Source organism: Mesorhizobium sp. M7A.F.Ca.CA.004.12.1.1, assembly GCF_003997835.1.
In the GTDB taxonomy this organism is placed as follows: Bacteria; Pseudomonadota; Alphaproteobacteria; order Rhizobiales; family Rhizobiaceae; genus Mesorhizobium.
Genome location: NZ_RZRK01001267.1, coordinates 1 through 1,081, shown reverse-complemented (window position 1 = coordinate 1,081; position 1,081 = coordinate 1). Strand labels below are relative to the sequence as shown.

Genomic DNA, 1,081 nt, shown 5'->3' with positions numbered 1-1,081 from the left:
GCCAAGATCCCGGGCATCGATGTCGTCGTCGGCGGTCACAGCCATTCGCTGCTGTCGAACACCGATCCGAAGGCGGAAGGCCCCTACCCGACGATGGTCGACAATCCGGACGGCTACAAGGTGCCGGTGGTGCAGGCGGCGTCCTACTCGAAATATCTCGGCGAGTTCAAGGTGGTGTTCGACGACAATGGCGTCGTCAAATCGGCCAGCGGCGACCCGATCTATCTCGACAAGTCGATCACCCCCGACCCGGCCGTGCTCGCCCGCATCAAGGAGCTTGGGGCGCCGATCGAGGCGTTGAAGAACAAGGAAGTGGCGGAAACCACCGACGTCATCGACGGCAGTCGCGAGAGCTGCCGCACCCGCGAATGCGCGATGGGCAATCTCGTCTCCGACGCCATCCTCGACCGCGTCAAGGGACAGGGCGTCGAGATCGTCATCTCCAATGGCGGCGGCCTGCGCGCCTCGATCGACAAGGGCACCGTCACCATGGGCGAGGTGCTGACCGTGCTGCCGTTCCAGAACACGCTGGCGACGTTCCAGATTTCGGGCAAGGATCTGGTGGCCGGCCTCGAGGGCGGCCTCAGCCAGGTCGAGGACGGCGCCGGGCGCTTCCCGCAGGTCGCCGGCCTGAAGTATTCCTTCGACAAATCCGTCGCGCCCAATGCCGGCCGCGTCAAATCGGTGGAGGTCATGGAGGGCGGCGCCTGGACGCCGATCAAGCCTGACAAGGACTATCTGGTCGCAACCAACAACTATGTCCGCCAGGGCGGCGACGGCTACAAGGTCTTCGCCGACAAGGCCAAGAACGCCTATGATTACGGCCCCGGCCTCGAACAGGTGGTTGCCGACTACCTCGGCGCCCACCGGCCCTACACGCCGAAGCTCGACGGCCGCATCACCGAAATAGCCGCGACCGTCGCCGCGGCGCCTGCGGCCCCGGCAACCGATCCGGCCAAGCCAGCCGAAGCAGCGCCGGCCACGCCGGCGCCCGCACCGGCTGAAGCCGCCAAGCCTGCCGATGCGGCACAGGCAATGCCCGAGTTGGCCGGCAATTCGGGCATTGCCTGTGCCGCATCGG

At 66.4% G+C, this 1,081-nt stretch carries 1 protein-coding gene; it reads left to right on the top strand.

Translation table 11 applies throughout. The features are described 5' to 3' along the window. The coding region (locus EN984_RS35675) for a 5'-nucleotidase C-terminal domain-containing protein (protein WP_206517574.1) at positions 1–1,081 on the top strand (1,081 nt) is incomplete at both ends.